The organism is Pseudoalteromonas sp. (genome assembly GCF_041629635.1).
GTDB lineage: Bacteria > Pseudomonadota > Gammaproteobacteria > Enterobacterales > Alteromonadaceae > Pseudoalteromonas.
Window position 1 is genome coordinate 1 of record NZ_JBFKMX010000226.1, and the last position, 3,403, is coordinate 3,403.

3 protein-coding genes are annotated in these 3,403 nt (G+C 37.2%); 1 reads left to right on the top strand and 2 read right to left on the bottom strand.

All coding sequences use genetic code 11. The annotated features are described in order from the left end of the window. Window positions 1–292: ATP-binding domain-containing protein (locus tag ABYD77_RS18345; RefSeq protein ID WP_372771539.1), on the top strand; the 292-nt coding region annotated here is incomplete at its 5' end. Window positions 293–674: 382 nt separating this feature from the next. Here the strand turns inward: ABYD77_RS18345 and ABYD77_RS18350 are convergent. Both ABYD77_RS18350 and ABYD77_RS18355 read right to left on the bottom strand, forming a co-directional pair. Further along, the gene (locus ABYD77_RS18350) at window positions 675–1,652 is read right to left on the bottom strand and encodes an ion channel (RefSeq protein WP_372771540.1); all 978 of its coding nucleotides are present in this window, start codon (window positions 1,650–1,652) and stop codon (window positions 675–677) included. A 62-nt stretch (window positions 1,653–1,714) separates the two neighbouring features. Beyond that, the gene (locus ABYD77_RS18355; protein WP_372771541.1) at window positions 1,715–3,355 is read right to left on the bottom strand and encodes a response regulator; all 1,641 of its coding nucleotides are present in this window, start codon (window positions 3,353–3,355) and stop codon (window positions 1,715–1,717) included. Window positions 3,356–3,403: the final 48 nt, after the last annotated feature.

Below are 3,403 nucleotides of genomic sequence, written 5' to 3' on the forward strand. Positions count from 1 at the left end.
TATCGACGAACAAGGTGCGGAGCGCGTAATCTCAACAACGCGATTACCCCAGTTTGATACTGTTTATGCCATGACCATACATAAATCACAAGGATCTGAATTTAAAGATGTTGCCATGGTATTGCCGGCAAATTCTCCGGTTGTTAATCGCCAGTTGGTATACACAGGTATTACCCGAGCGAAAACCTCGTTTGAATTAATATCGCTTGCTGGTGGTTTAGAAAGGGCAATGGCAAAAACCGTGTCGCGTTATTCAGGGCTATTTGAGCGATTTCAAAAAAGCGCATTTTAATGCTTAATATTTAACCCGGACTGTCGATAGAGAAAATAGGACATTATTTATATCGGTCTAATAGATACCATCAACGTATTAAGTTAGAGGAGCGGATTGGTATAAATGAACGTAATGGAGCAAAACTAGTAAATTGTCACTAAACTTGGTCGCATTTATGCATGCTATTAAGTAGACATGCCAAAATTGGCAGTCGGTGATAGGGCTTAACCCAATACTATGAGGATCCTATTATGATTAGTCGAGAATATTGCAAAGCATTAGAGCTAAAAGTGTTTAAAACTTCAAAACAGGTAAGAAATTTAAAAGGGCAGTTATTCTTTTTTCGTTTGCTTACGATAGTTTTTATGATGTTATTTGTTATTGGTAATATACAATGATCTCATCGAGTCATTTTTTTAACAAATACAACAACGAACAATGCTAGCGAAAAGCTGCCACAGAAAGCCTCAACTGCAGCAATAAGTCGTGAGTAACCTAGCGGTGTAATGTCTCCATAGCCGAGAGTAGTAAAGGTTACTACCGAAAAATATAAGCTGTTACCGAGAGCCATCATGTTGTCTTTTAGACTGTGTGCAGGGTTAAATTGCACTGTTTGATCATGGTAACTGACACCAAAAGTGAAATATCCTAATGCGCAAAGCACAATCAGCATCATTGAAAAAAAGATAACGTTTACAGGGCGCTCACCGTAGCCACAGAGTATGTCAAAAAATTTTGATGCTATACGATGGCGAGACCATTTTGGATATTGATGGCGGCGCATAATAAGCACTTTATGGTTAAACTTACCTGACACTTCTAATAAGCCTTGGTTTTCTGCCGCATTTCTAAGGTCACGATAGATTTCTTCGGATTGTTCGAAGTAATCAAGTGCACTTTCGTGATCTTTTTGTTTTTCAGCTTTGCGAGCAAGTTCTTCTTGAAGTAATACCTGCCCTAGTTTCATATTATCTATGCGAGCACCCGCCAACTTCATCCCAAGCAAATTAGTTCGTTCGAGTTTAGCACAGTGTAAATTTGAATCGCGCAGATCAGCTTTCATTAATGATGCGTCACGAATACATGTATTATAAAGATGCGCATTTTGCATATTTGCGCGATAAAAATTGCTGTAAGATAAATCAAAGTGTTTACCCTGGTGGTTTACTAGGTTTAACCCGGTAAGATCAGCACGTTTTAATTGTAGGCCTTTTAATAATCCACCACGATGTGCATACCGTTCAAGCTTTTCGGTAAGTACTAAGCCACTTTTGTCGTATTTTTGATCATGCCAAAAACAGTACCCTCCACCCATATCCAATTCACAACATTGTTCGTTATCAGGTGAAACATAATGGCATTTAGGTGCTTGGCTCATAGGCGTTTTATAGCTTACTTTAGATACTGTAAGCCTAGCACTTCAATCTCATTTTGCTAATTTTATTGGCAATAGAGTTTTGCTAACTTGTTGTATTCAAACTTAAGATCTTCAAGCCGCTTAGCATGTTGTGGCGGTAATGCCATACCTTCAACGAGGGTAAAGTTGGCTTGACATTTTTCAATAATAACATCCGCAGATTTACTTGCTCGGGGAAGTAATTGCAGTAACGCTTGTAATAAGTTAAGTGCACTCCCTGTATTCATAGGTGCATATTTAAGCGCCATTTCAAATTGTACAATGGCGTCTTGAAAATTACCTTGCTTATAAAGCTTGATGCCTTTTGTGTTATGCTGATTAAATTCATTTTGTTTAGCTGCTAATGCATCATTACGACAGTGTAATTGGGCTAATACTTGACTGTTATGCTGCTTGCATGATTGATATTTTTCTAATTGCTCATTGGCATCATCAAATTCACCTAAAGAGAATAAGGCCATAATGGAATCAGGTAGTACTGAATTGCAAAGTGATTGCTCAACCGTTAAAGGAGCAATCATTTTTTTGGCGGATAAATAATCACCGTTACTTACACTTAAACGCGCTTCACAGAAAGTGTGGAACTCATCAAAGAGGTCTGGTTGTTCTATCACTGTTGGGTCGTTTTTTGCCTGACGCAGTGAAGTTTTAATTTGTGTCGTTAACTCTGACTTATCATGTTTAGAATTTGCTTTATCAAGTTGGCTAAACATTGCACGAATATAATTTAATTGGTAATCAATATGTGCAAATGCTGTGCCTTTTGACATTGAGAGTAACGTATTTTGTGCTTTAACAAGGGCATCAAAGTCATTATTAGCTTGAGCAATTTGAGCAAAGTTACGCTGTCTTGCAAATGAATGAGGCGAAATGTTACAGCTTTGCTCAATCAGAAAAAGAGATTCTTTACCTTGGTTTAATTGATTAAGACAGAGTGCTTTTATATCTAATGCATCAATATTAAAACGATTTTGTCCTAATAATTCATCGCAGATGCGAATAGCTTGATCATACTTAGTTAAATATAAACAGGCTTGAGCTAGGTAGGTAAGTGCCCATGTTGGTCTTGCACTTTCAAGAACTGAGTTAAGTAGGTCAAATGCTTTTTGATATTCGCCTAAATCAAAATAAACTTGGCAGGCACGTTTAAAACAAAACTGCGCGTTGCGAGTGCTTTTTTTTGAGATTTTGAGGTATTGATCAGCAGCGAGTCCGAGTTGACCGTCTTCAACTGCTTGATCAGCTTGAAAAAATAACGTCTTCTTTGCTGATAGCTTATTTAAACGAGTTTTAAGCATGCCAATTGAGAATGGCTTGATTAAATAGTCATCAGGCTCGATTTCGAGTACCGACAACACAACGGAACGGGTACTTTCACCTGTGACTAAAATGGAAATACTGTGCCTAGATAATTTATTTAAGTATTTTAATTCTTCGAGAAACTGTTTTCCGTTACGTCCTTGTCCAAGGTTATAATCGATAAACACAATATTGACTGAATTTTTATCAATTTTATTAAGAGCAGCTTCACCCGAATCGTAAAATGCAATATTGTTAGCACCTAGTTGTACTAGCATACCTTTAAGAAGTTTTTGGAACGACTTTTGGTCATCAATAATAAGAATGGTCTTATCGTTTAAAGAAGCTTCGGTGATTAGGCTCATTTATATACGTATCAGCGCAAGATATTTATAACTATAGCAAGTTAACCA